At 53.7% G+C, this 21277-nt stretch carries 22 protein-coding genes and 3 pseudogenes; 8 read left to right on the forward strand and 17 right to left on the reverse strand.

What is annotated here, in order from left to right:
- Positions 1–23: 23 nt before the first annotated feature.
- Positions 24–1255 (reverse strand): annotated as a pseudogene (locus MN084_RS13345) (IS256 family transposase).
- A 272-nt stretch (positions 1256–1527) separates the two neighbouring features.
- Between MN084_RS13345 and MN084_RS13350 the strand changes: the two are divergent.
- The 3 genes from MN084_RS13350 to MN084_RS13360 are packed head-to-tail and all read left to right on the forward strand — an operon-like array spanning position 1528 to position 4397.
- Complete coding sequence (locus tag MN084_RS13350; RefSeq protein ID WP_445083974.1) at positions 1528–2343, forward strand: type VI secretion system Vgr family protein; 816 nt, start codon at positions 1528–1530, stop codon at positions 2341–2343.
- Positions 2333–3262, forward strand: a complete 930-nt coding sequence (locus tag MN084_RS13355; RefSeq protein WP_330178103.1) for a DUF4123 domain-containing protein — start codon at positions 2333–2335, stop codon at positions 3260–3262. The genes MN084_RS13350 and MN084_RS13355 overlap by 11 nt, the downstream gene beginning before the upstream one ends.
- On the forward strand, positions 3246–4397 hold the full coding sequence (locus MN084_RS13360) for a PGAP1-like alpha/beta domain-containing protein (protein ID WP_330178104.1): 1152 nt from the start codon (positions 3246–3248) through the stop codon (positions 4395–4397). Before MN084_RS13355 ends, MN084_RS13360 begins: the two co-directional genes overlap by 17 nt.
- On the opposite strand, the gene MN084_RS13365 is transcribed toward MN084_RS13360, so the two are convergent.
- Positions 4337–4801 carry a hypothetical protein gene (locus MN084_RS13365; protein ID WP_330178105.1) on the reverse strand — a complete coding sequence of 155 codons (465 nt, stop codon included), beginning with the start codon at positions 4799–4801 and terminating at the stop codon, positions 4337–4339. The two genes, MN084_RS13360 and MN084_RS13365, sit on opposite strands and share 61 nt — an antisense overlap.
- Positions 4802–4874: 73 nt before the next feature.
- On the opposite strand from MN084_RS13365, the gene MN084_RS13370 reads away from it, so the two are divergent.
- Positions 4875–5825, forward strand: coding sequence for a hypothetical protein (locus tag MN084_RS13370; protein ID WP_241087486.1), 951 nt, complete (start codon positions 4875–4877; stop codon positions 5823–5825).
- A gap of 15 nt (positions 5826–5840) precedes the next feature.
- Complete coding sequence (locus MN084_RS13375; protein ID WP_241087487.1) at positions 5841–6131, forward strand: PAAR domain-containing protein; 291 nt, start codon at positions 5841–5843, stop codon at positions 6129–6131.
- Positions 6132–6200: 69 nt separating this feature from the next.
- Here the strand turns inward: MN084_RS13375 and MN084_RS13380 are convergent.
- The 11 genes and pseudogenes from MN084_RS13380 to ccmA all read right to left on the reverse strand — a co-directional run.
- Positions 6201–6389: pseudogene (locus MN084_RS13380) on the reverse strand (hypothetical protein); the annotation flags it as partial.
- 129 nt (positions 6390–6518) lie between these two features.
- Positions 6519–7803, reverse strand: a pseudogene (locus MN084_RS13385) (IS5 family transposase).
- A gap of 195 nt (positions 7804–7998) precedes the next feature.
- Complete coding sequence (gene ccmI, locus MN084_RS13395) at positions 7999–9255, reverse strand: c-type cytochrome biogenesis protein CcmI (protein ID WP_320416486.1); 1257 nt, start codon at positions 9253–9255, stop codon at positions 7999–8001.
- Positions 9252–9716, reverse strand: coding sequence for a cytochrome c-type biogenesis protein (locus tag MN084_RS13400; RefSeq protein WP_330178107.1), 465 nt, complete (start codon positions 9714–9716; stop codon positions 9252–9254). The genes ccmI and MN084_RS13400 overlap by 4 nt, the downstream gene beginning before the upstream one ends.
- 2 nt (positions 9717–9718) lie before the next feature.
- The gene (locus MN084_RS13405) at positions 9719–10249 is read right to left on the reverse strand and encodes a DsbE family thiol:disulfide interchange protein (RefSeq protein WP_241087491.1); all 531 of its coding nucleotides are present in this window, start codon (positions 10247–10249) and stop codon (positions 9719–9721) included.
- Between the two features lie 47 nt (positions 10250–10296).
- A complete protein-coding gene (locus MN084_RS13410; protein WP_241087492.1) occupies positions 10297–12276 on the reverse strand; it encodes a heme lyase CcmF/NrfE family subunit in 1980 nt (659 codons plus the stop codon).
- Entirely contained in the window at positions 12273–12719 is a 447-nt protein-coding gene (gene ccmE / locus MN084_RS13415; RefSeq protein WP_241087493.1) for a cytochrome c maturation protein CcmE, read from the reverse strand. The genes MN084_RS13410 and ccmE overlap by 4 nt, the downstream gene beginning before the upstream one ends.
- Positions 12716–12889 (reverse strand): heme exporter protein CcmD, encoded by a 174-nt coding sequence (gene ccmD / locus MN084_RS13420; RefSeq protein WP_241087494.1) that lies wholly within the window; start codon positions 12887–12889, stop codon positions 12716–12718. Before ccmD ends, ccmE begins: the two co-directional genes overlap by 4 nt.
- Positions 12886–13635 (reverse strand): heme ABC transporter permease, encoded by a 750-nt coding sequence (locus MN084_RS13425; RefSeq protein ID WP_241087495.1) that lies wholly within the window; start codon positions 13633–13635, stop codon positions 12886–12888. The genes ccmD and MN084_RS13425 overlap by 4 nt, the downstream gene beginning before the upstream one ends.
- Positions 13636–13785: 150 nt before the next feature.
- Positions 13786–14454, reverse strand: coding sequence for a heme exporter protein CcmB (ccmB, locus tag MN084_RS13430; protein WP_241087496.1), 669 nt, complete (start codon positions 14452–14454; stop codon positions 13786–13788).
- Positions 14447–15082 carry a cytochrome c biogenesis heme-transporting ATPase CcmA gene (ccmA, locus tag MN084_RS13435; RefSeq protein WP_241087497.1) on the reverse strand — a complete coding sequence of 212 codons (636 nt, stop codon included), beginning with the start codon at positions 15080–15082 and terminating at the stop codon, positions 14447–14449. The genes ccmB and ccmA overlap by 8 nt, the downstream gene beginning before the upstream one ends.
- Before the next feature lie 207 nt (positions 15083–15289).
- Between ccmA and MN084_RS13440 the strand changes: the two genes are divergently transcribed.
- The 3 genes from MN084_RS13440 (at position 15290) to MN084_RS13450 (ending at position 16859) form a co-directional block, all read left to right on the forward strand.
- Complete coding sequence (locus MN084_RS13440) at positions 15290–15895, forward strand: XTP/dITP diphosphatase (protein ID WP_241087498.1); 606 nt, start codon at positions 15290–15292, stop codon at positions 15893–15895.
- Positions 15896–16145: 250 nt separating this feature from the next.
- A complete protein-coding gene (locus MN084_RS13445) occupies positions 16146–16508 on the forward strand; it encodes a DMT family transporter (RefSeq protein ID WP_330178553.1) in 363 nt (120 codons plus the stop codon).
- A gap of 33 nt (positions 16509–16541) precedes the next feature.
- On the forward strand, positions 16542–16859 hold the full coding sequence (locus MN084_RS13450; protein WP_241087499.1) for an EamA family transporter: 318 nt from the start codon (positions 16542–16544) through the stop codon (positions 16857–16859).
- A gap of 88 nt (positions 16860–16947) precedes the next feature.
- Here the strand turns inward: MN084_RS13450 and phoU are convergent, their stop codons facing one another.
- The 4 genes from phoU to pstC are packed head-to-tail and all read right to left on the reverse strand — an operon-like array spanning position 16948 to position 21267.
- A complete protein-coding gene (gene phoU / locus MN084_RS13455) occupies positions 16948–17664 on the reverse strand; it encodes a phosphate signaling complex protein PhoU (RefSeq protein WP_241087500.1) in 717 nt (238 codons plus the stop codon).
- A gap of 18 nt (positions 17665–17682) precedes the next feature.
- Complete coding sequence (pstB, locus tag MN084_RS13460) at positions 17683–18570, reverse strand: phosphate ABC transporter ATP-binding protein PstB (protein ID WP_241087501.1); 888 nt, start codon at positions 18568–18570, stop codon at positions 17683–17685.
- Between the two features lie 23 nt (positions 18571–18593).
- The gene (gene pstA / locus MN084_RS13465) at positions 18594–19886 is read right to left on the reverse strand and encodes a phosphate ABC transporter permease PstA (protein ID WP_241087502.1); all 1293 of its coding nucleotides are present in this window, start codon (positions 19884–19886) and stop codon (positions 18594–18596) included.
- A complete protein-coding gene (pstC, locus tag MN084_RS13470; protein ID WP_241087544.1) occupies positions 19879–21267 on the reverse strand; it encodes a phosphate ABC transporter permease subunit PstC in 1389 nt (462 codons plus the stop codon). The genes pstA and pstC overlap by 8 nt, the downstream gene beginning before the upstream one ends.
- Positions 21268–21277 lie beyond the last annotated feature (10 nt).

The raw sequence follows: 21277 nt of genomic DNA on the forward strand, positions 1-21277 counted from the left end.
GGTCAAATCTGGTGTATAAGCCATCAATCAGCTTCCTGTTCAACTCGGATCCCATCTTTAAATTGCACACCTTCAATTACATCGGCGAGCAGTTGATAGCCTCTTAAGCGGTGCCATCTTTTTTGTGCAGTGTGCATCAACTTAAATGCCATGGCCAACGTCGTTAATCGACTACCGCAGTTCTTTGTTCTCGTGGTTCTAAGCCGCACTGTGGCAAACACCGATTCAATCGGGTTGCTGGTTCGTATATGCCCCCAGTGTTCCGCAGAAAAATCATAAAAAGTCAGCATCTTGTCTCGGTCTTTTTGTAAGCAATGTATCGCTTTCGGGTACTTATCCTCATATTTTCGCAAGCATAAATCAAAGGCTTTTTCGGCATTGGTTCGAGAGTCAGACATCCAAATATCATGCAGATTCTCTTTGACTTTAGGCTGTATCGCCCTAGGCACTTTGTTGAGCACATTGGCGGTCTTGTGCACCCAACAACGCTGGTGCTTCGTCGTTGGCCAATGCTTGGTAATGGCCTTCCAGAAGCCTAGTGCACCGTCACCAACGGCCACCTCTGGCGGCACCGTAAAACCTTGTTCTGTGAGCTGCTCTAACAACTCTAACCAGCTCGCTTCTGACTCACGGTAGCCATCCGTAAGCCCAATGACTTCCTTACGACCTGTGCTGTCGGAACCCATGATCACCAGCAAGCAAAGCTTGTCGTCTTGCCTTACGTTGCAATAAACACCGTCGGCCCAAATGTACACATAGCGCCGCTTTGATAAATCGCGCTTACGCCACTGACCATATTCGCTTTCCCAAGTTTGCTTGAGGCGGCTTATGGTATTGGAGGACAAACCTTTGGCATCAGCGCCAAGCAAACCTGCCAGTGCGTCCCTGAAGTCGCCTGTAGAGATGCCTTTCAAGTACAACCAGGGCAGCAGCTCTTCAATGGTCTTCGCTCGCTTCAAGTACGGTGGTACCAAACCGCTGTTAAACTTGATGCCTTGCCCGGTACGATCTCTTACTTTGGGAACCTTGACCCAATATCACCAAGCCCTGTTTGGATCATACGTTCCGGCAGGTGCCCATTGCGCACAACACCTTGTAAGCCTGATTCTCTCAGCAACCCTTGGTATTGTGCTAACAGGGTGGCGACTTCCGCCTCTATGGCTTGGGCTAATAGTTGCTGGGATCCGGTATGTAAAAGCTCAGAAAGGACATCTCGCGCTGGCCTATTGAGCCCGACAATATTATCATTCTTCATGTAGCGTACTCTTGTTGGTTGGTGATCGGCTAGGATCTTTTCCTTCCAACAGGATATACTGCTTTAATTCCTCATACACCAGAAATGACTATACCTCGCCTCACCGAGATCACCACCGTGTGCATCCCCTACAGCCAGTGGTGGACGGCCCGCAGATGGCCCAGGTCGTCGGTCCGCCGGGCGAAGAGATCTACTGCGACGAATGGGGCTGGGTAAAAATCTAGTTTCCCTGGGACCGCTACGGCAAAAGCAACGACTTCTCGAGCTGCTGGATCCGGGTCTCGCAAAACTGGGCCGGCGGCGCCTGGGGCCAGATGGCGATCCCGCGCATCGGCCACGAAGTGATCATCGACTTCCTGGAAGGCGATCCGGACCAGCCGATCGTCACCGGGCGCACCTACCACGCGGTCAACCCGCCGCCCTACGAACTGCCGCGGCACAAAACGCGCATGACCCTGAAATCCAGCACCCATAAGGGTGAGGGGTATAACGAACTGCGGTTTGAAGATCAAAAAGAGAAAGAAGAGATCTTCATCCATGCGCAGAAAGACCAGAACAACGTGGTCAACCACGACGAGACCACTCAAGTGGGCCATGACCGGACAGAGGACGTCGGCCATGATGAGAGCATCCGCATCGGCCATGACCGCACTGAGAGCGTGAAACATGACGAAAAAATCTCGATAGGAAACGATCAAAGCCATCAGATTGGGCGAAACCAGAAGAGCCAGATCGGCAAAGACAAAGTCGTCAGCATCGGCAATCACAAACACGAAGAGATCGCGGCCGACTTCGAGCAGACCATCGGTGGTCACCTGAAACGCCGGGTGGGTGGACGGGTTGAACTGAAGGCCGGAGAAAAAGTCAGCCAGCAGACCCGTGTGTACCAGATCGAGACCAACGAGCGCTTCATTGTGAAGGGCCCGGCCGGTGCAATCATCATCGATGCGGGGGGTATCACCCTCAAAGGCAAGGTACAGATCAAAGGTGGGCTGGCTATAACCGGCGGTAGTGGCGGCGGCGGTGGTTACAGTGGCGCACCGTTCAGTGGTCAGCCGCTGTGCAAAATCTGCATGAGTGGAAAATAAACCATGGATCCGGTTACCTACTGGCAGCAACTGCTGGAAAAACACAGCCCCCCCTGGTGCAGACGGCCCTGATTATGTTCTGGCGGAAAGCAGCCTCAACTTCGATTTGTCGCTGCTCAGTGAGACCGCGCCATCACGCCCCATGCCACTGTTTGAAGACATGGCGATGGCTGAATATACCCCGCATCTTTACCGGATCGAAGCCGATGAAGCGCACAAGGAGGTGCTGCACCAGCTGCTTCAGGCAGGCATTGGCCAACATGGCCTGTGTTTTATCTGGAGCCCCCTCGACGGTGATGCCCTGCTAAGACACCTGCGCCGCCACTCTCAAGTCGAAGATGCCGATGGTCAACGCCATTGGTTACGCTACTGGGATCCGCGCGTCCTGCCATATCTGCAACAGGGGATGCAGCCACAACAGGCCGGATTTTTCTACAGCGGTATTCACCGCATCGGCTGCGAAGACTACCGCGACCCGCAGAAGCTCTGCCTGTTTCAGGAAAAGCACGGACCGCCGCCACGACACAACCGCGGGGCGGATGATTGGGGTGGGCCGGGCATACCCCTCCTGCCGCCGGGACTGGCCCAACAATTAATGCAGGGTTTTCAGGCCTACATCCACTACCGGCTGGCCAGGCATCTGTTTGATGACTACCCGAAAGCCGAGCAGATCCCCCTCGACGAGCTTGAGGCCTGGGTGCGGTCACAAAGCGAGACCTTGTTGAAAAGGGGGGTGGATGACGGCGAAATCCAGCGACGACTGATCAGCGCCGCCTGGGTTCAAGGGCAGGATCTGGCGGAGACAGGTCAAGACGCCAATGACCGCGGTCTTCACAGCTACAGCGAGACCCTGTGGCGGCAGGCCAGAGCAGACTATCACTCATCGACCGAGGAGTTGGAACATGGTATCACTGACTAATGCGAAAAAAGCCCCTATGGCGGTGCCCATTCTGTTTGTGCCGGGGATTATGGGGAGCCGTTTGTGTAATGAAGATGGTGAGGTTGTTTGGGATCCTCCTGAAATAGGCTTTTCCTTCAAATTCTTCGGCGCTATGGCGCAAGGTGTTTTCGATAGTCCCGATGACCGCAAACAGCGGTTGATAGGAGAACCGGGTGATGGCTTCAATAAAGACTTTCTGCACGTCGCCGGTACGACCACCAGCGCCAGCCATAAGGCTGATAAAAAATACTGGAAGGGGGTAGTAACGGCCCCGCCCGGGCCGGAGAAGATCCAGCTCAAGCCGACCCGGTCCAGTCTGCCGGTGGCGCTGAGTCTGGCGGAACAGCCCCACAGAAGCCGGGGCTGGGGCACGGTGCATTGGGAGAGCTATGGCCGTTTTCTGCAATCACTGGAGGACCGTGGGGCGGAGATCAGCCAAAGCACCGGCAACTGTCATGTCTACCTGCCGGTCTACGCCTGCGGCTACAACTGGACCGCCTCCAGTGCCGACTCAGCGCAAACCCTGTCTGACTGGATCGATGTCGCCAAGGCGGAGATGGCCGAACTGGGCCTGCCCGTGGAGAAGGTGCTGATCATCAGCCACTCCATGGGGGGCTTTGTCAGCCGCTACTGCACCATGGGCAAGACCGCCCGTGCCAAGGATGTCCATGCCATCTGCCATATCGCCATGCCAGACAACGGCAGCCCGGCTACCTACAAACGGATGAAAGCGGGCTTTGAGGGTAGCGAGAAAATTGTGCTGGGTGCCAACGGCCGGGAGGTGACGGCGGTGCTGGCCCATGCCCCCGGGGGGCTGGAACTGCTGCCCAATACCCACTACCGCCAGGCCGACGGCAGCCAGGGGTGCTGGCTGACCCTGGAGGACCGGGACGAGGCACTGCCGCTTTTTCAGGGTAGCCCCTATGACAGTGTTTATAAAGAGGCCGACAAGTGGTGGCGTCTGATCACCCCCGCCTGGGTGGAGCCGAGTGATGAGATTGATGATTTGGGAAAAAACAACTATTTAAAAGAGAATATCTTCAAAATGCGTTACTACAAGCCAAAATCTTCCACACCGAACTTGGTGAGCAAAAACACCCCAACACCTGGCTGATCTATAGCATCAATCCTGCCGCCGTGTGGGACAAGGTGCAGTGGAAGCTGGTACAGCGACAAGTCAGCCACCGCGTGGACGGTAGCTCCGACTTTACCGACGAACAGGTGAACCGCACCACGGCCAGGCTCCAGGCGCTTGCTCACAAGCCGGTATGCGATCCGGAGCGTGGCAAAGGCAACATCACCCTGGCCCGCGAGGTCAAAACCTGGCCGAGTGCCAGCGCTGAGACTGATACCGCTCTGGATCAGGTGTCTATCCAGCCCGGCAGTGCGGCCGGCGACGGTACGGTGCACCGTGGTGCCGGTGATCATGACGATGACCCGGGTATCCGGGAAAAAATCCCCATGAGGATCAGCGACGACCACCAGGCGATGGTGAACAACCAGGAGGTGCAAGACCATGTTGAAGATTTCATTAAAGTCATGCTGTGCAATTTTGCTCAGTGCAGTTTTACTGATTGGGGGGTGCAGCCAGATGGAACACGTGGAACTGAAGGTTAAGCAGTTGGATAAAGCACTGCCCCGCGACTGGCAGCCGGTCTGCCTGGGGCACTACAGTCTGAAGCTGCCGCCGCAGTGGCTGCCGCTGGAAAAAGATGATCTGCGCTTCGACGGCTATAAGTTCGAGATCGAAAAGGCCGTCTATGCCGGTGCGCTCTCGGCAGCGGTCAACGAGAAAGAGCAGGAGCTGGCGCGTCTGGAGGTGCCGGCTGGCCTCAAATCGGTGATCCATCGTGAGGAGGGGGATAGAAGAAATGAGTATTTGGTAGCGTATCGAAAAAGAGGGAAAAACAGTCCAGATTTATTGCAGATTGTGGGCTTAAAAATGACGGATAGCCATTTAGTTCGCTTTGAGAAAGCGGCTCTGGATGGTTACAAACAAGAGGGAGAGGATATGGTCGAGCAGAATCAGTGGTTTGCCGAAGACTACTCCGCAGGCCAACGCCTCCTGCGCCTCCTCGAACCGATCAAAAACCCGGCCAAACCGGGCCGGGGCTTCTGTCTTGACAATCAGGTGATCATTCGGGGTGAGTCGGTAACAAACACCGCTGACAGTTTGGATTTTTTCTATGCGGCGGACGATTATCTGTTCGATGTTTCAATCACAACCAACACCGGTGCCAAAGAGGGTTTTGACTTGTTCAAGAATCTCGAAAATATCGCCCGTCAGGAGGAGTATCAGGGAGAAGCTTGGCGAGCTAAGATCAATGGCATGGAAGGTGGTCTGGCGCGAGGAGTGGACCCGTACGATGGGTCGGTTCTCTACGGCTGGATGTATGTTGAATCCCTGCCCAATACCAGGCGCAAACTGATTATAAGAATCAGGTTGGAGGAGCGTAACAGCCCCTACATGGGAAAAAACAAGGACGAACTCGATATCCTGTTTTACAACATCCTGGGCAGTTTCCACCGTCGTGACAAATAACCGGAGTGGGTCGATATGCCAAACGTCAGCCTGATCGGACACTACCATAGCTGTCCGTTGAACGATCTGGGACCCGTACCCCATGTGGGTGGGCCGATCGTTACAGGTCAATCGATCTGTACGGTCAATGGCGTTACGGTTGCGGTTGTCGGCGATATCTGCCGATGCCAGACCGGTGCCAGCGACCCGATAGTCAGCGGCGCGGGGAATTTTACCATCAATGGAAAGACCGTCGCCCTGACCGGCAGTCGGACTGCCCATGGTGGTGTGCTGGTTGAAGGTGACGCCGCCTGTCGTGCCGTCTGAGATGAGGGCGTTGATCAGACCGGCCCAACGGGACCGCTACAACGTCTGACAGAGACCATCAGAGAACACGCCATCGCCATCTTCGCCGTAGACAGGAATCAGGATCTGTCGATACTGTTCCAGATCCTGGCGATTTCTCACGCCGGCAAAAATCGTCCATAACTGATCATGCAGGCGTGGCAGGCGCTTATACTCGGTACTCATCTGGTTGTATAAGTCATCGATATCCTCGATCTCATAACCGCCCTTGGTCCGGTTCCAGGAGACGCTGTAAATACATCCCTGTACGCTTGAAGGCGGCATCCCTGCCGCCAACACTCCTGGAAGTGGCATCTACATAGTCGACCCTGAAATATTCATTCCAGGCACTTAATAATACTGTTGTTTCTATTTTGCAAACAGGAACAACAGTATGGACATGATATTTTTCAGCACAAAAAGAACCTCCCTCATCCATTTTCTGAAGTTGAAGGCAGCCGCCGCCATAAGCAAGTTAATCTGATCCCCGGCAAAGCCTTTAAGAAAGTTCCTTTTTAGCCTGTGGTCACTCTTTAAGTGACCACAGGCTCAATGCCAGCTCGTCTTCTGAAACGTTTTCTGGCTAATGCCATGGCTTCTTCTGAGGTATTCTTCCTAGCAGGCTTTGGCGTTACTATCTGGGTGTCATTAACCTTTGATTTGCCCCGATAACCTCGATCAGCAATACCCACTTTGGGTACTCGATTGATGAGACGTTTCACCTGTGCCAAGACCTCAGGTACGGTGTGACCATCAAATACATTCTTCTCAAAAGCCAGGGCACCAATCACAATGCCCGCGTCCCTTGTGGTGGTGATTGATGCCTTGGTGCCAAACTCATAACGTTGCTGGGCCTTGCCTTTGCTCATACAGTAAACATGAGGTTCATGTAGGCTGTACAACTTGTTTTTATCAGCACGCTTCTGATTCAGCATGCGCTGGCACAGGGCGAACTTTTCTGCATAGAATTTCTGTTGTTCTGCGGTCATCTTACGCTGTATTTCACGCAGTAATCGGCCGCTGATGGTCTTTAATCGCTTGACGGCCTTACGTGCCTTTTTACGATTCCTCGGATGTGTGGCAAATCGGGTGGGGAGCTTGAGAATTTTTACTTCCTTCTCATGGCTTCGACTGAGCACGATACCTTCTGCTCGGGCCATCTTGAGTAACTGCCCGTGTATCTTTCGGTACTGCTTTGCGTCAGTTGGAAAGGTAATGTTTTTCTCTTGTACGGTAGTGTCGATACACATTTCATCTTCGATCGCCTTTTCTTGATGTAAGGCGATAGAGGCAGCCAGGATCTTTTCAAAACCTTCGTTGCCAATACGCTTTCTGAAGTAAGTCAGGTCGGAGGGGTCACAAGGAAGTTGCCATTGGAATTCGATCTCACCCGTAAAACTCGGGTAGTAGGGATTTTGTATCCAGCGTTGAATCAGAACCTCGTCACTGAGGTCTTCGAGAGGCCCTCCATTAGGCGGATGGGTTTTGAGGGCTTTCCAAGATGAGAATAAAGCGGGGCAAATTCAGCATCAAAATATGACCAGTCTATCTGTCTGGCCAGTAGCAAAAGTGGATGCTTGGGGTTCAGCTGATCCAGTAAGTTCTGGTGCAGGAAACTTTGCTGGTTGGGATTGTCTGTCTTGGGTTTGCTCAATTATCCACCTCTATTTCGTCCAGTTTTTCTCTGCTTTTACCCCTTTCCCGGACGTTTATTTTATCAAATTTAGACGCTTATTTTATATAAATCATTGCGTTATGAATATTTCAGGGTCGACTAAATAGGGCACCCTGTTTGCGTTTGTTATTAATTCCTACCGAAGATCTGTAACTACTGTTTTTTGGCCAAGCACTATTGCACCACCGTATCAATAACCAGATCGATTGCACTCCCCTTCTCTACTTTTACCGGCGCAACTTCACCCTGGATATCACCACTGCCCGCAGTGGGGCCACCAGAACGGGAGATGCGAGCGCCCACCAGCACCTCTTTGAAGTTGGAGAGTTTCATCTGCGGTGTCATCGCCTGGGCATCACTGAGCGTCACGGTGAGAGGAAGATCTTTCACCTTAAGCCGAACGACAGCCAGCGGCATTTTCGGGCCCTCTATGGCACGGGCAAAAACAAACATACTCTCTTCCGGCCCAACTTTACCTTCCAATCCAGGCGCCAGACTCAGTTTCACAGAAATAGCCGCAGCCGTTACCTGCCCGGCAACCACACTATTGTCCACTTGGACCACATTCGCTGCACCACCAACCTTCTGCTGGGTCTTCGCTTTCAGAGACGCAACTTGTTCACGGGAGGCCGGATCATCCTCAACCAGCGGCTCCAGAAGCGACCAGTATTGCAGGGATTTGCTGTAGTTACCGGATTGATCCTCCACTATTGCAGCCAACCAAAGCGCGGTGGTATTGGTAAGATCAAGCTTAACCGCCTTGCGTACCAACTCAGCCGGCCGGCCACTCATATCCCCACCGGCAGACATCGACAAGGCATCAGCCAAAGAGAGCAGCACCATGGGCTGATCACCGATCAGTTTGTATACCTTGTCGTAAGCCTCTGCCGCCTGGGCGTAACCTTTCAGTGCCATTTGGGTTCGGCCGAGCAGATACCAGCCTTCGGCATCATCCGGATTTTCGGCCAGACGGGTATTCAGTGTGGCGAGCATCTCCTCTACCGATGGAAGCTCGCCCTGTCGTTCAGTCCCACTGCCATGACCGGCGATCTGCGGTTCCAGCAGTTGAGGGGAACCGAGCTGATAGTAGATTGATATAGCCAGGACGGGGATTGCGACCGCCAGCAGACCCATGGCCATACGACCGGAACTCGTTGAATTCTGCGTTTCAGCTTCAGCGACATCATCGCTCTTTTCAATATCAAACAGCAGTGACTGCTCAAGCTCCAGCTTTGACTGTTCGAACTGCTGCTGATCGATGAGACCTTCGGCCAACCCGGCCTCAAGCTCAGCCAGATGTTCGCGGGCTATGGCTACATTCTGCTGTTCACGATCCAGGGAATCGGTTCGTGGTTTACGCAGCAATGCAGGGGCAAGTATCGCCAGAGCAGCCAGGATCATGACCACCGTGCTTATCCAGAACATCATCATAACTTGGTATCTTCGTTGTCGAGCAGGCTTTTTGCACGCTCAAGATCTGTTGGGTCAATGTCAGGCTGTTTCTGACGGCCCGACCGGCGAATAAAAATAAACAGTACCAATATACTGCCACCGAGAATAACAAATGGACCTATCCAGAGCAGGGCCGTGGAGCTCTTAAAAGGGGGACGATAGAGGATGAAATCGCCATAGCGCTGGACCATATAGACCACCACCTCTTCAGTGGTGGAACCCTGTTGCACCATATCGTAAGTCTGCTGCCTTAGATCCTGAGCCAATTCGGCATTCGAATCCGCCAGGTTCTGGTTCTGACAAACCAGACAGCGCAGCTCTGCAATCAGCTGCTTATAGCGCGCCTCCTTAACCGGATCGTCAAACTGATGGACTTCAAACTTGGCAACGGCCGACAGAGTAAAAAGCATCAACAACAAAAATAATAGCCCGCGTCTCATTATCAAGATCCTTTCAGCTTATGTATCAACGGCAGAATAGTCTCATCAAGAGATTGATCTGTTACCGGTCCGATATGTTTGTAGCGGACGACACCCTGCTGGTCGATAACAAAGGTTTCAGGTACGCCATAAACACCCCAGTCGATCCCCGCTTTCCCCTCAATATCCATTGCCGATGCAAGATAGGGGTTACCCAGCCGTTTCAGCCAGCGCCTGGCATCTTCCGGTTGGTCCTTATAGTTAAGACCGACCACATCCATCAACTTCATATTTGCCAGGCGGTTGATCACCTTGTGCTCGGCCCTGCAGGAGACACACCAGGAGGCCCAGACATTGAGCAGCCAGACCTTTCCCTTCATATCATCCGGACTGATAGTGGCACTGGTATCATGGAGCTGATCCAGTGTGAATGCCGGCGCAGGCTTTCCTATAAATGGAGAAGGCACCTCTCTTGGGTCCAGCGTCAAGCCAATATCCAGGAAGACCACCATCACCAGGAAGACACCCAGCGGAATCAGATAACGTGCTTTCACTGGTTTTTAATTCCTCTTTAATTTTTACCGCGAAATAGTCGCAGTTGTTACGACGGCTCTGCCGTCACACCTTTTGAAGCAGCCATCCGGGACTTTTTGGAAGCCCGAAAATAGCGCCGGTCAGTCGCTGCCAGCAGTCCGCCCAAGGCCATGAAAATACCACCCAACCAGATCCAGCGGATAAAAGGCTTGTAATAGAGCCGCAGACTCCATGCGCCCTGACTGCCCAGGGGCTCACCCAAAGCGACAAAAAGATCCCGGGTTATTCCATCGTCAATACCCGCCTCGGTCATCGGCATGCCGCTACGGTAATTTCGCTTCTCGGGATAGAGTGTGGCAACCGATTGCCCATCACGCGTTATAACCACTTCACCACGGCTTGCAGTGTAGTTGGGGCCATTGAAGTCGTTGACGCCATTGAACCGGAAGTCGTAACCACCCAGGCTGTAGGTCTCTCCGGGATTCAGCTGAATATCTTTCTCTTCGTTATAGATAGAGACCAGCGCAATACCCACGATAAATATAGCAACACCTGTGTGGGCTATCACCATACCCCAGCCGCCTCTCGAAGTATTACGCAACGCCTGAAAAAGCGGGCGCCCGCCGCTTGCCCGGTCGAGCAGCCACTGCAGTGTCGTCAGGATAACCCACAGCGCCAATACCAACGCCAGCACGGCACCCCATGAGAAGTAGGGGGCGAAGGCAAACGTCAAGGCGAATCCACCCACCAAGCTGATCAACAGAGACCAGCGAAGCTTGATGAACAGCCGCATGGCACCATCCTGTTTCCAGCGCGTAGCAGCACCTATGCCCATCAGCACGGCCAAAGGCACCGTCAGCGGGATAAAGACGCTATTAAAATAGGGAGGTCCCACCGAAATCTTACCGACACCCAGGGCATCCAGTACCAGCGGATAGAGTGTACCCAGTAGGATACTGCTGGCGACCACTACCAGGACGACGTTATTGAGTAACAGGCAGGTCTCCCGCGATATCAGCTTGAAGCTGACCGTACTGCGGATCTGAGAGGCTCGCCAGGAGTAGAGCATCAGGGAGCCGCCGATCACCACGCCGAGGAACAACAGGATAAAGATACCCCGCCCCGGATCGGTGGCAAAAGCGTGTACTGAGGTGAGCACACCGGAACGCACCAGGAAGGTACCCAACAGACTGAGCGAGAACGCAAAGATCGCCAAGAGTACGGTCCAGGCTTTGAAAGCACCCCGCTTCTCGGTCACAGCCAGGGAGTGCACCAGTGCGGTGCCCACAAGCCATGGCATAAAAGAGGCGTTCTCAACCGGATCCCAGAACCACCAGCCGCCCCAGCCCAGTTCGTAGTAAGCCCACCAGCTACCCAGGACTATTCCCATGGTCAAAAAGACCCAGGCAATATTGGTCCAGGGACGTGACCAGCGTGCCCAAGCGGCATCCAGCCGGCCACCCAACATCGCGGCAATAGCAAATGCGAAAGCCACTGAGAAACCCACATAACCCATATAGAGCATGGGTGGGTGAATGGCCAGTCCGGGGTCCTGAAGCAGGGGATTGAGGTCCCTGCCCTCCAAGGGCGGATTAGGCAGCCGATCGAAAGGATTGGAGGTAAACAGCATGAACAGCAGGAAGCCAATACTCACCATGCCCATAACGCCAATCACCCGGGCCAGCATCGCCTCGGGCACATTGCGGTTGAACAGGCTCACGGCACCGGTCCAGATCGCGAGCGTCAAGGCCCAGAGCAGCAGCGAACCCTCATGGGCACCCCAGACGCCGGAGATCAGATAGATCATCGGCAACGACGTATTGGAGTTGGTGGCTACATAGACCACAGAAAAATCATGAACTATAAATGCATAGGTGAGGCAACCATAAGCGATTAGCATAAAAAACAGCTGCGCCCGGGCTGTAGGCCGAGCTAGTGCAACCCAGCCCTGAATACCCTTGTGTGCCCCGATGACGGGGAAAACAGCCTGTGCCAGCGCCATGCAAAGCGCCAGAATAAGTGCCATATGTCCAATTTCAGGAATCATTCTATAGTCCCGGCAACGCCTTTTTCATTAGCCTTTTCCAAGGCATCAGCCACCTCTGGTGGCATATAATTCTCGTCATGCTTGGCCAGCACTTCATCAGCCACGAAAATACCGTTTTGATTCATCCGGCCCTGGGCGATAACGCCCTGTCCCTCTTGAAACAGGTCCGGCAGAATACCCGTGTACTCCACATTCACACGATGCGCGTTATCAGTTACCACGAAACGCACCGTCAACTCCTCACCCCGTCTCAGGGTGCCACTCTCGACCAGTCCACCCAAGCGGAAAACATGGTCCTCCGGCGCCTTGTTCTCAGCAACCTCAGACGGGGAGAAAAAATAGGATAGATTACTGTCCAGGGCGTTGAAGACCAGCCAGGAGGCCAAACCCAGCAGAACCAGTCCAGCTGCCAGAAATCCCAGTCTTTTATGTCGAGCCTTCATCTTCTTTCCTCTGCATCCAAACGAACGATGCGTGAAATTCTTTGCAGGGTGGCGCGCCGACCGCCCCTAACTATAACCGGCTCAATCACCATAAACAGTACGGTAACGCCAAAAGAGCCCCACACATAGAGAGCGTAGCCCCCCATATTAAAAAACTCGGAAATCGTCATCTTTTTATCTCCGGCAATTCACTTACCCAGGTGGTATCCCGCTCCCGCTCAAGGATAATGGTACGCACCCGGGCCATGGCCACCGCAATGGTGTATGCCCAAAAGCCCAGGGCCATAATCAGCATAGTCCAGAGCATGACCGCGCCCATACTGGAGCCGTTTTTCAGGCTGATGGTCGCACCCTGATGCAGGGTGTTCCACCACTGCACCGAATAGTAGATGATAGGGATATTAACCACCCCCACCAGAACCAGCAGTGCTCCGGCACGATCAGACCGGCGGGTATCATCGATAGATCCCTGCAGGGCGATAAGTCCCATATAGAGAAACAGCAGAATCAACTCGGAGGTAAGCCGCGCATCCCAAACCCACCAAGTACCCCACATCGGCTTGCCCCAGAAGGCACCGGTCCAGAGGGCGAGAAAGGCAAAGATGGCACCCGTGGGTGCCAGGGCCGTGGTCAGCATGGCAGAGAGCCGGGTGTTGAACACCAAGCCGATGCCGGACCAGAAAGCCATCATCAGATAGATGAACATCGACATCCAGGCCGCCGGCACATGGACGAATATAATGCGATAGCCTTCACCCTGCTTGTAGTCTGTGGGTGCAACGAAGAAGCTCATATAAAGCCCGATGCCAATCAGCACCACTGCAATAATGCTGAAAAGCGGGATCAATTTTCCCGCCAGAGGGTAGAAGGTGGCGGGAGATGAATATTTATACCATTTGTTCAGTCGAAAGCTCATTGAAAATTCTGTTATCCCGTAAGATGCGAAGATTTGATAGCGGATGGCCCCGTTTGTTCCCACTGTCGAGAGAAAATAGCCAACCAGTTCCTCTTTATACCTAGTTTTATCCAGCAGAAAACTTGATGAAAAACAATATCATTTCCTTGCTTATTCTGCGGAAATCCGCAGTGCTGCCGTTGCCGCAAAAGGTGCAAGCAACAGGGCGAATATCAGGATCGCGCCCAGCATTGATATGTGTCCCTGTCCGTCAAGCCCTGAAGCGATCGCCTCCACCGCTCCGGCACCAAAAATCAATACAGGAATATAGAGCGGTAACACCAGCAGGGAGATGAGCACCCCTCCGCCACGCAGCCCCAGCGTCAATGCTGCCCCGATGGCACCTATCAAGCTTAATGCCGGGGTTCCCAACAGCAGGGAGATGAGCATCACCTCAATCGCCTCTGCCGAGAGGTCGTACTGCAGACCGAGCAGCGGCGCCATCAGCACCAGCGGCAGTCCGGTCACCAGCCAGTGTGCGGTAATTTTGCCTAGTACCAACATGAACATCGGCTGGGGTGTCAACAACATATGTTCCAGGGTGCCATCATCGAAGTCAGCCGAAAACAGCCGTTCCAGAGCCAGCATCGAAGCCAGCAGAGCGGCTACCCAGAAGACGCCCGGGGCGATCAACCGCAGGGTGGACATCTCCGGGCCTATACCCAGAGGAAAAAGGCTGACCACAATGACGAAGAAGAAGAGCGTAGTAAAGATATCCGAGCGCCGGCGAACCGCCAGCAGCAGATCGCGGAAGACAATCGTGCGAAAGGTCTTAAACATCACCTTCTCCCTTCCAGCCCAACTGCAGCTCCTGGACTTGCCCTTTGGTGATCTTTACCTCCTGATGAGTGGTAAGAATCACCATACCGCCAGCATCCACATGGCTCTGGATAATCGACTGCAGGAACCCAACCGCCGCCTTGTCGAGGGCGGTGAAAGGTTCATCCAGCACCCAGAACTTGGCTTTATTGAGCAGCAAACGGGCCAGTGCCATCCGGCGCTTCTGCCCTTGGGAGAGCGCCCGTACCGGCAGGTCTTCATGGCCGCGCAAGCCCATCTTCTCCAGCGCATCCCAGGCTTGATCCTGATCGATGGATAATCCATCCAGTACGCAACTGATACGCAGGTTCTCAACCCCCGTCAGATCATCTTTAGTACTGTTTTTATGGCCGACATAGAGCAGCTCCCGGGTGAAGTCCTCGCCCCGCTTGCGGATCGTCTCGCCGTCCCAGAGCACCTCGCCCTGAGTGGGTTGTATCAGCCCGCAAAGGGTGCGCATCAGCGTCGTCTTGCCACTGCCATTGTAACCATGCAGGTGCAATAGTGTCCCCTGTTCAAGAGAGAAGCTAAGCTCTGAGAACAACTTGCGGTCGCCCCGTATGCACTCCAAATCAACAACTTCGAGCATTTAACGTCCAATCGCCATCGATAAAAACGCCTAATTGTACACAGGCCGGTTGATCTTTCCCATATACTTCAAGTTATTAGGCGATTAGGCGATTAGGCGATTAGGCGAGGATGCTTCAAAATGTGAGCGGCTATACTTCTCTTCTGGATGGCAGCAGTGAAAACGGTAGAATCCTCACCTTGAGTATCACATACAGAGAGTTAAGACATGCCACAGAGTCATCGGGGCGAACGCATCGTACTCGCCAGTAACAACGCTGGGAAGGTGCGGGAGATCAACCAACTGCTCACTGAGCAGAAGATTCAGGTGATACCCCAGAAGGAGTTCGACATCCCTGAAGCGGAAGAGACCGGCCTGACATTTGTGGAAAATGCCATACTGAAGGCCCGTCACGCCTGCAGCCTCAGTGGCCTGCCCACCATTGCAGACGACTCCGGCCTTGAGGTAGATGCACTAAAAGGCGCCCCCGGCATCTACTCCGCACGCTTCGCCGGCCCTGGCTGCGATGACCAGGATAATAATAGAAAGCTGCTTGAAGCGCTAAAAGATGTCCCGGAACAGGAGCGTACTGCCCGCTTCCAATGTGTGATGGTTTATATGAGTCACGCTGAAGACCCGACACCGATCATCTGCCAGGGAACCTGGGAGGGGCGCATTTTGCAACTCCCCCAGGGAGATAGCGGTTTTGGCTATGACCCATTGTTTCTGGTGCCGGACGAGCAGTGTAGCTCGGCTGAACTGAGCCCGGAAAGAAAGAACCAGTTGAGCCATCGCGGCCAGACGCTGAGAAAGCTGCTGACGGCACTTTCATAGAAAAGACTGTTACATACGCCTGTGGGCTACGTGGATGTATACCGGGCCTTTCGATACCCTAAACAAGAAAAGAGAATATTCAATGTCCAAACGTTGGGCTTATCTGATGCTCAGTGGTTCCGCGCTGTTCTGGTCAGGCAACTTTGTTCTGGGCCGGGCAGTGATAGCGGATATCCCACCCATCACCATGTCCTACTAGCGCTGGAGTATCGCACTGGCACTGATTCTGCCGTTCACCCTGAAATCCCTGATCAGCCAGTGGCCGATCATACGCACCAATCTGTCCCTGCTGCTGTTTATGGGAACCTTAAGCGTTGCCGGATTCAACACCTTTGCCTACCTTGGGCTCCAAGAGACTACAGCGACCAATGCCATACTGATCAATAGCTTTATACCTATTCTGATCATTCTGTTTTCCCGCATCATACCGGGCACCTCCATCAGTCTGCTGAAACTTCTGGGTGTTCTGATCTCCTCAGCCGGCGTGATGCTTCTGCTGACAAGGGGTAGCCTGGATAATCTGCTGGGATTTCAGATCAACCGGGGGATTTGTGGGTACTCGCCGCCGCCGTATGGGCCGTCTATTCGATCAGTCTGCGCTGGCGCGCCATAGCAGCTCTCAGCACCGGCGTTTCTGCTGTTCACGATGATCACGGGGGGCCTGATACTGGCTCCGGTCTATTGGTTCAACCTGCTTAACGAACCCGCCATGGCGGTCAACACCAATAATCTGATGGCCATCAGTTATGTCGCGCTGTTCGCCTCCATCGGCACTTACCTGTGCTGGAACCAGGGTGTAAAGATGGTCGGTGCCAGCATCGCCGGTCAGTTCATCCACCTGATGCCGCTGTTCGGCACAGCCATGGCCATTATTTTTCTGGGGGAGCAGCTGTTCTGGTTCCATCTCATTGGGGCGCTTGCCATTGCTTCGGGAATTTTGCTTTCACTGCAGACGGTTAAATAAAAACCGGCAACGATTACCCCGTTGTTTGCGCTGGCTGGATGATGGCGAATGAGAGAGGGTTATTGCCAGTGTTTAACTGAGCTAACTTTCAAAACACCTCAGCAGCGATTGTTTCAAGATCGGTATGCCTGACGTCCATCCCTTTTGCCAGAAAGACGACAAAGCCGGCGATATTCTTGGCATGACCACCTGCACGTTCCAATGCACGGAGCCCCAGCGTGACATCCGTGACATGGCCGACACAGCGGGAATCCTCCATCAGAAAGGTCGACAAGCGTCGCAGTGCAGATTTGAAATCATTCTCCAGCTCGAGATTCATCTCAATCACTTTCAGCGCCAAACCGAGATCAAGCTGATCGAATGATTCGATCGACTTGGCTACCATGCTGTCAACAACGGCCGCCATTTTCGGAATATCAGTGAGCAGTTGCTCATTTGGCTGGCCGTTATCGCCATCATAAAGATGCAGTGTAAGGCACGCTATCCAACGCGCCTGATCACCAACACGCTCAAGGTCATTGACGATTTTCCCAACCGTCAGGATCTCCCTCAGATCTTTAGCAAGTGGCTGCCGTTTGGCGATGATATGGACAATCTGATCATCCGACTGGATATCAAGGGCGTTGATCTCCCGATCATTATCAATCACCATTTGCGCCCGCTCTATATCTTTCTCTTTCAGCGTTATCACCGCATCACGAAGCTGCTGACATCCCATTTCGGACATATGTATCACCAGCTGATGCAGATGCGTCAACTCGTCGTTGTAGTTGGATACTGTGTGCCCTTCGGTCATCTCATTCATCTGTCTTTCCTTTAATCATCAACCAAAACGACCGGTGATATAGTCTTCTGTCAATTTATGCAGGGGGTTTGTAAACATATCGTCTGTGTTACCCACTTCCACCAGCTTACCCAAGTGAAAATAGGCTGTGCGCTGAGACACCCGCGCTGCCTGCTGCATGGAGTGGGTGACAATGGCAATGGTGTAATTTTCCCGCAGCTCATCGATCAGCTCTTCGATCTTTGCAGTGGCGATAGGATCAAGTGCAGAGCAGGGCTCATCCATCAAAATCACTTCGGGAGAGACGGCAATGGTACGTGCGATACAGAGCCGCTGCTGCTGGCCACCTGAGAGGCCGGTGCCGGTATCGTTGATCCGGTCCTTGACTTCATTCCAGAGACCGGCTCTCTGTAGTGAGGATTCGACAATCTCATCCAACTCGGTTTTACTCTCTGCCAAACCATGAATACGCGGTCCATAGGCGACATTGTCATAGATCGACTTGGGAAACGGATTGGGTTTCTGAAAAACCATTCCAACTCGGGCACGCAGCGGTACGACATCCAGCGATTTGTCGTAGATATCCAGATCATCGAGAAAAATGGTGCCGGTTACACGGCAGATATCGATGGTGTCATTCATTCTATTCAGACAACGCAGAAAAGTGGATTTACCACAACCGGAGGGGCCGATCATGGCGATCACCTCATTTCTGCCGATATCCAGTGTGACATTCTGAATGGCGTGGGTATCGCCATAGTAGACATCGACAGCCCGGGTGCTCATTCTGGGGTTGGCCACCGTGACCTCACCCACGGTATCCCCCACTACACGTGACTCCACCTCGGAACTCTTGAAACCCTCAGCTATCACGGCCGGGTGAGCCTCACTCCCAGGGGTCAATTCATTAACGGTTGGATTAAGCATCGTTCACCTCTCCTGTTTCAGGTCTACCAGCGCTGCTCAAATCGCTTGCGCAGTATGACAGCCAGAATGTTCATAAAAATCAGAAAACCGAGCAGCACCATAATCGCTGCCGAAGTCTTCTCCATAAATGCCCGCTCGGGACTGTCTGCCCAGAGAAAGATCTGCACCGGCAGCACGGTTGACGGATCGAGGGGACCACCCGGGATATCGACAATGAAGGCGACCATACCGATCATCAGCAGAGGTGCCGTCTCACCCAACGCCTGGGCCATGCCGATAATGGTGCCGGTGAGCATACCCGGCATAGCCAGGGGCAAAACATGGTGATAGACCATCTGCATCTTCGATGCACCGATACCAAGTGCCGCATCGCGAATCGAGGGAGGCACCGACTTCAGAGCCGCCCTACTGGCGATGATAATGGTTGGCAGGGTCATCAGGGTCAGCACCAGACCACCCACCAACGGAGCAGATCGCGGCAACCCGAAGAAATTGATGTAGACTGCAAGACCCAGCAGACCAAAAACAATGGAGGGAACCGCTGCTAGGTTATTGATATTGATTTCAACCAGATCGGTCCAGCGATTGCGAGGGGCAAACTCCTCTAGGTAGACCGCGGATGCCACACCAATGGGAAAAGAGAGAAGCAGTGTCACCAGCAGCGTATAAAGCGAACCCATCACGGCCCCCCCGATACCTGCCAGCTCCGGTTCCCGGGAATCCCCCCCGGTGAGAAACGCCGGGTTAAACTGTGTCTCAATACTCGCTGCCTGCTCCAGAGACTCCACCCATGAGATCACCTGATCACTCACCCGGCGCTCTGATTCCGGCAGTTTGCGGTCGATGTGCCCTTTTACCAGCATATCGATATCATCATCCGCCGGTAGCCAAACTTTCTGCTGGCTACCGATAAGCTGCGGATCGGAAAGCACCATCTCCCGCAACAGAAGTGAAGCACCGAAGCTCATCAGCTTGTAGAGCTTTCGTTTATCCCTGCGTCCGGTGACATCAGGGAACCGCTCCTTCAATGCCCCTTTGATCAATCCCGCATAATTCGCACTGGACAGCGTCGCTATCTCACACTCACCAGAGGAGTCAAGCTGCTGCTCGCTAAAGTCGATATCCAGCAGTATCCGGGTCTGCATGAAAGCGCCGTAGCCATTGTACACAATATTGACAAACAGGAAGGCGATAAACAGCACCCCCAAGGCCACTGCACTAACACCCATCCGGTGGAACCTGCGTTCCCTAGCATAGCGTTTATCCAAACCGGCATTCACCTTATCGATCGTGCTCACTGTTTTGGGGTTATTCATACTCTTCCCGATATTTTCTTACGATGTGGAGGGCGGCAATATTGAGCGCCAGGGTCACGACAAAGAGCAGAAGACCAAGGGCGAAAGCCGCGAGCGTCTTGGTGCTGTCGAACTCCTGATCACCCACTAGCAGCGTCACTATCTGCACGGTAACCGTAGTGACACTCTCCAACGGATTCGCCGTGAGATTGGCGGAGAGACCCGCCGCCATTACCACGATCATGGTCTCACCGATAGCTCTTGAAACAGCCAGCAACACACCACCAACAATACCCGGCAGCGCTGCGGGCAGAATCACCTGCTTGACGGTTTCAGAGTGTGTGGCGCCGATACCCAGCGAGGCATCCCGCATCGACTGGGGAACCGCATTGAGGGCATCGTCCGACAGGGATGAGACAAAAGGGATTATCATGATCCCCATGACCAGCCCTGCTGCCAGGGCACTCTCCGATGAAACATCGAGCCCTATCAGCGAGCCACTGTCACGGAGAAACGGAGCCACTGTCAGCGCCGCAAAAAAACCATAAACCACGGTAGGAATACCCGCCAGAATTTCCAGCAGAGGTTTTGCCATAGCACGGATTTTATGGCTGGCATACTCAGAGAGATAGATTGCCGACATCAGCCCGATGGGGACGGCAACGGTCATCGCGATCAACGCGATCATCAGGGTCCCCGCAAACAGGGGAATAGAACCAAATGCGCCGGAAGAGCCCACCTGGTCTTCCCGGATGGCCATCTGTGGGCTCCACTCAAGACCAAACAGGAAATCCATGAGCGGCACCTTGCCAAAAAAGCGTATCGCCTCAAACAGCACCGACAGGACGATGCCGATGGTGGTAAAGATCGCCAACATGGAACAGGCTATCAGCGCCCATTTCACGGTACTCTCCACCCGATTCCTCGCCCTGAAAGAGGGTGAAACTCTGCGCCAAGCCAGAGTAAAACCTGCCAGTGCGACAGATAGCGTCACCACGGCAAGGGCAGCCAGCCCGGTTCTCTCCAGGCTAAGGTAATGATCAGCAGCGGCCTGTATCACAGGGCTGGCTTCGCCAGAAACGATATTGCCCCCGGCGAGGTTGCGAATATCGTTCACCACCAGCCCCAACTCGCCCTCGCTCAGGTTGCGAAGGGTATCCGGCAGTCCAGATACAATAAGATCGACAATCAGGGTGGACTGCAGGGAGGTCCAGAGTGAAAAAAACGCCAGCGCCGGCAGGCCGCACCAGAGCGCAACATAAAAGCCGTGAAAGCCAGGCAGTGAATGGAGTTTTTTAAAGCCACCATGGGTGCTGGCTAAACTGTAACAACGGCGGCGGCCCAACTGATAGCCAACTGCCATCAGAACAATGAGCAAAAGGATTAACGTGGTGTTCTGCATAGCCATAGAA

The sequence above is a fragment of the Candidatus Vondammii sp. HM_W22 genome (assembly GCF_022530855.2).
Classification (GTDB): domain Bacteria; phylum Pseudomonadota; class Gammaproteobacteria; order Chromatiales; family Chromatiaceae; genus Vondammii.